Genomic DNA, 3886 nt, shown 5'->3' with positions numbered 1-3886 from the left:
AAGCAAACGTTTATGTAGGATTGTTAATTTTCATCTCATTAATAACTATCAAACCATAAGAAGTGTCAATACTAGAACTAATAATAGGAGAAATTTCGATTGAGAATTATAAAATCAAAATACGATATGGCACTTCATCATTTCATTAAATAATATCTACCCTAATTTCACGACCTCTATCCATGACCGCATCGATACAACCCCATAGATTAAAAAGCATATTGAACCAAATATTTAAGCTTTTGGTGTCATGCATACGACCTCACTGGATGAGGCACTAAAGCACCTCAATGAAACAACACACATAAATGAAAGTAACTCTACTTATTTTAGGCATACCTTTCAGGTTCTCGATAAAAGAACAAACCAAAATTACCCTAACTTTTATAAACAATTTTAATTATGAAACCAGGGTTATATTGTTTTCTTAGTTGTTGTCTATTGAATAATTTGGTAAATTTGTATCATTTCATTTCAAGACAATAGCAAGTATAGGTAAAACAGATATCTATGTGGGACTTTAGACCTCAGGAGTGCTTTCAACTTCGAAATAAAATATCAGGCGAAGAAAAGAGACTAACCCATACAGAAAGCCAGTTGTTATTGCTCTTACTTTCGAATAAACATCGAGTCGTAACTAAGTCAGAAATTCACAAAAAAATTTGGCTAGGAAAATGTGTTTCAGATGCCAGTATCACACACAGTATTGCTTCATTACGTCTAGCTTTAAATGATACAGCGGAAGCGCAATGTATCATTCGAACCGTACCTAAAGCCGGCTACTTTGTCGCTGAGAATAAAATAGCTCTAGCTTTAACCAACCAAGACCAATCCTATACTGGGCGCCCTGATAAGATACGAGCTCTTAAACTTAGGTGTTCTTGGCAAGTTGGAGTAATACTTTTATTAGTCAGTATGAACTTGTTACTGTTTTGGTTTTTGTTCATCCCTTCACAAAGCGAACCTAAACTGAACATGTCAAGGTTGAACTCTCAAACCAACACTTTTACGATCAAGAACAACGATTTCCATAGTCAACAGCTCCTAGAACAACTGATTAGACACCCTGATTTGAACAATGTGAATTTTTATATCACTTCAAATAAAACTAGGATTTATGTAAGTTGCATTCACCAGAATTCCTCATCACCTTACGGCCAAAGCATCAACTTCTCCATTGATATTAAGCGCGCTATAGAGAGAACTAGTAATGATATTGTACAAAAATGCCAATAAGCGCTACAGACTTGGCGTTGTCTTTTTACTTGCCTTGTTTCCTATTCAAATCTTTCTGAACGCATCGTTTATTCCTAGTTTTGCTAAAAACGCTACTACCCAAATAAGTAAAACGATTCTGACTTACGGTGAGACAATGGGAGACAATAAATACAGAAAAATCGACTACCACTTAAAACCTTATCTATGGAACCGATTTCTCTTACTTACTTCTATCCATTTCGGCAATGGGAAAAAGGTTGATACACAATTCCTTATTACCTTTTGGCCAAAATCTATTTATTCAATAAAATACATCAATAAGCTGGTTGACGCTCCAGAGTCAGAATATTTCGATTTGCCGGAGCAACATGTCCTTTTTGACGGGGGCGAAGAAATTTTTCAAACTTTGCGAGAAACCCCATACCAATATTGCTACATCCAACTGTCGAACAGCTCAGTTCAATGTGTCAATATATCTAAAGATAAAGAAAAAAATCGCCTTCAATGAGAAGAAAACAGCATAGCATGTGGACATTTAATCCAACACTTCGGCATCAACTAACTAACCAAAGTAATGGGAAGAGCAAAAAATTGCACTCTACAGATTGCAAAATTTTAGAGCTTTTATGTCAATATCAAGGAAAAACTGTTTCAAAAAACGCCTTAATAAACGCGGCTTGGCCGGGGCGTGTCGTCTCTCAAGCGAGTTTAACGCAATCCATAGCTCACCTACGCATAGCTTTAGGAGATAATGGCCGCCAACAAAATATTATAAAAACTGTACCTAGACATGGTTATTCGGTGGTTAGCGACCTCATAAGTCTTGAGATGCCTGTAGCTCTTGAACAAGACAACTTATCAACCTCTTGCTCAGAAATACCCCAAGACACTCCCCAACTAGAGCATCAAGAAAAGATTGGTCTATCAGCTCATCTACAATACCTTCAAAAATTTATTTTATTGATTCTCTCACTCTTGTTGCTACTTAGCATTACTTGGTTAGCACGGATCATATATTACAATAGCACCACAGATCGTCTCCAATGGAATCAGCGTGAGTATTTGGGGGTAACGTATTACTTTACGAATACTAAAAATGGAAGTCAACGTTTCAAGGATCTCAAACGGAGATACTCAAGTGATTTGCGTATGCTATATATTTCTGAAAACCCCGAGCAATTGTATATATCGTGTGTTTACCAACCTAACAATTTGCATGAACGTCACACAATGAATTTTAGTTTTTCCCGAGATTATTCAATCGAGCAAGTAAAAGAGGCCATTAATGAACAATGTCAGTAAAGCCATCGTTTGGCTGGTGTTGGCAAATACACTCATCATTGCGCTGCTCTCGTGGATGAATAACCTTAACCATCCTCCATTCCTCGATGGTCGAAACAACACCATGTTGTTTTCTCGCGGTCGTACATATACAAAATTTGAAGTCGATACCTTCAAAGAAGTTATTACCGTTGAGCATCGGTGGGGAGGAGTCCACGATATCCATTCGAGCACACTATCCGAAGGAGAAAACAAGGCTCTCAACGTTTATTACTCAGTTTATTTTTGGGGCATAAACCTTTTTTCGACGACCAACGTACTACGTAGCTCAAACTACATTCCCTCCACCGAACTCGACTTCGCTGAAGCCCACTTGATTAACGATTCCTCGGAACAATTTTTCCAGACCTTGTATCAAGACAAATATATATTTTGTTATTCCAGTTTATTAACCAGCAGTGTCCAGTGTATCACTGCAGATTAATTAGAGTAATTAACCTAATCAACCAACACATTTAGTTATAACCAAATGTGTTTAAAATAAACCCTTTAATACCAATGAGTTAATTTAATTTTGTAAAATTACGGTCAACGGTAAGTGTTGTAAAATTTGGATTTGTTCATTAGTGTTTTTAAGGTTTTTTGGACATAGTACTAGCAAATAAGACATGTCCGAGAAATACAATACTCATGAGCAACAAAAGAGAACCTTTAAAGATCACTGCACTCTTGTTGGAAGGAAGCCCAATCACAGCGATTTCGGGACCAATCGAAATGCTGACCATCGCTTCAATACAAGCAGGATTACCTACCCCACAGGTTAGTTACGTATCCGTTACAGGTGAGCCCACTCAATTTCTTGGAGGACTCATAATTAACTGTAATACACATTGGGCATCCGTCGAACAGACCGATATTTTGCTAATAGGCGCATGTGGTGATATAAGTAAAGGGTCTTATGTCTTATCCGAAGAGGTTAAGTCTTGGCTACAAAAACAAATCGCGCAGTCTGAGTTTGTTCTCTCTTTATGTACAGGGGCTTTTCTTCTGGCGGAGCTTGGGGTTTTAAACAAACGAAGCGCTACTACACATTGGGTATATGCTGAAGATTTTCGCAAGCAATTCCCCCAAGTAAAATTCAAACCACACTTAAAAATTACTCATGAAGGCAGATATATATGCACCTCTGGTATTAAAGAATACTTCGCCGCAACAATCTTGTTAATTGACGCTCTGTTGGGCACCGCCCAAAGAATAAAATGTGAACAATATTTGGGAGGCGATATTTCGAAAATAAAGCGAATTTTTTTAACAAGTTTTGTTCAATACCAACAGCACAGTGACGGTTTGATTAATCGATTACAAGAATGGATGCATAATGAAGACC

The 3886-nt window shown here is 37.3% G+C and carries 5 protein-coding genes; all 5 read left to right on the top strand.

Annotated elements, in window-relative coordinates:
* Positions 1–510: 510 nt before the first annotated feature.
* Complete coding sequence (locus AB4623_RS23680) at positions 511–1236, top strand: winged helix-turn-helix domain-containing protein (RefSeq protein WP_017082553.1); 726 nt, start codon at positions 511–513, stop codon at positions 1234–1236.
* Entirely contained in the window at positions 1211–1726 is a 516-nt protein-coding gene (locus AB4623_RS23675) for a hypothetical protein (protein ID WP_017082554.1), read from the top strand. The genes AB4623_RS23680 and AB4623_RS23675 overlap by 26 nt, the downstream gene beginning before the upstream one ends.
* 17 nt (positions 1727–1743) lie before the next feature.
* Entirely contained in the window at positions 1744–2520 is a 777-nt protein-coding gene (locus AB4623_RS23670) for a winged helix-turn-helix domain-containing protein (RefSeq protein ID WP_231903591.1), read from the top strand.
* Positions 2504–2983 (top strand): hypothetical protein, encoded by a 480-nt coding sequence (locus AB4623_RS23665; protein WP_372147481.1) that lies wholly within the window; start codon positions 2504–2506, stop codon positions 2981–2983. Before AB4623_RS23670 ends, AB4623_RS23665 begins: the two co-directional genes overlap by 17 nt.
* 206 nt (positions 2984–3189) lie before the next feature.
* On the top strand, positions 3190–3886 hold a 697-nt coding region (locus AB4623_RS23660), incomplete at its 3' end, for a DJ-1/PfpI family protein (RefSeq protein WP_372147480.1).

Source organism: Vibrio sp. 10N.222.52.C12 (assembly GCF_041474215.1).
In the GTDB taxonomy this organism is placed as follows: Bacteria; Pseudomonadota; Gammaproteobacteria; order Enterobacterales; family Vibrionaceae; genus Vibrio; species Vibrio crassostreae_C.
Note: the sequence above shows the minus strand (reverse complement) of the source record. Positions and strands in the feature narration are given on the sequence as shown.